General features: G+C 67.5%; 2 pseudogenes. One reads left to right on the top strand and one right to left on the bottom strand.

From position 1 onward, the window contains the following. A pseudogene (locus tag MJ777_RS19425) lies at window positions 1-944 on the top strand (ATP-binding protein); the annotation flags it as partial. A gap of 183 nt (window positions 945-1,127) precedes the next feature. Here the strand turns inward: MJ777_RS19425 and MJ777_RS19420 are convergent. Then, window positions 1,128-1,404 (bottom strand): annotated as a pseudogene (locus MJ777_RS19420) (hypothetical protein); the annotation flags it as partial.

Below are 1,404 nucleotides of genomic sequence, written 5' to 3'. Positions count from 1 at the left end.
CCTCGAGCGAGGTGGCTGAGTTGTACGGCCAGCACACGGCCGAGACCGGGCAGGTTTTTACCCCGGCGGCGGTGGCGCGGGCGGTGGAGCTGACTGCGGGGCAGCCGTGGCTGGTCAACGCGTTGGCCCGGGAGATTATCGAAAAAATCAAGGTTCTTGCGGCGGAGCCGATCGGTGTCGAGCATGTGGAGCGGGCGAAGGAGCGGTTGATTCTGGCTCGCGCCACGCATCTGGATTCGTTGGCGTCCAAGCTTGTGGAGCCGCGGGTGCGTCGGGTTGTGGAGCCGGTGCTGGCCGGGACGTTGACCCAGCTCGACCCTTACGACGACGACCTGCAGTATGCGCGTGACCTCGGGCTGGTCGCTACGGGATTGCCGTTGCGCATCGCCAACCCGATCTACCGTGAGGTGATTACTCGGGTGCTCACGGCCAATGTGGAGGTCAATGTCGTCGCTGACCCGCGCGGTTTCGTGCTGAGCGACGGCCGGTTCGATTTCGGCATGCTGCTGCGGGAGTTCGCCGAGTTCTGGCGTGAGCACGGCGAGGTGCTCACCGCCGGGGTTGTCTACCATGAGGTGGCCCCGCAGCTGGTGTTGATGGGTTATCTGCAGCGGGTGGTCAATGGTGGTGGGTATGTCGAGCGGGAGTATGGCATCGGCCGGGGCCGGATTGACCTGCTGGTCCGCTGGCCCTACCAGCACCCGGATGGGAAACGGGCCGTGCAGCGGGAGGCGGTCGAGCTGAAGGTGTGGCGTGCTGGTGAACCCGACCCGCTGGCCCGGGGGCTGGCTCAGCTCGACGGCTACCTCGACCGGCTCGGCCTCGACCGCGGTGTCCTGGTGGTGTTCGACCGCCGGCCCGGGGCCGCGCCTATTGCCGACCGTACGAGGTTTGAGCAGGTGAGCAGTCCGGCCGGTCGCCCGGTCACCGTTCTGCGCGCCTGACCGGCGAGTTCCCATCGGCGGTGTCCGTGTCTGTGCAGCCGCTTCGGGGTTCCCATCTGACGTAGCGGATCGCGGCGAGTAGGCCGGCTACTCCCCAGGCCACGACGATGATGGCATCGGTCCAGTGGAAGGTGGTCCCAGAAAACCGGTCTGAAACCCCGTCGAGGCCATCGCCTCGCGCCGTCAGGGGCGGCGTCCCACGTAGAGGCGGGCAGGTGCGGTCCACGTCCGAGGAACCTCAGCGACGTCGCTGAAGCCTGCCGCCGCGATGGTCGGGACGAGTTCGTCCGAGCGCCACGGATGGCCGCCGCAGCGAATGGTGCGCAGGTCGGTCAGTAAGCTGGACAACCGGTCATCAAGGCCGGTGAACGTACCCGCGAGCAGCCAGCCGCCCGGCCGCAACGCACCGGAAACGGCAGCCAGCGCCGCCGGGACGATATCCGCAGGCAGGAACGGCATT

Source organism: Protofrankia sp. Cj5, assembly GCF_917627405.1.
Lineage (GTDB): Bacteria > Actinomycetota > Actinomycetes > Frankiales > Frankiaceae > Protofrankia.
The sequence above is the reverse complement of the archived record's forward strand: the minus strand, read 5'-3'. Positions and strand labels throughout refer to the sequence as shown.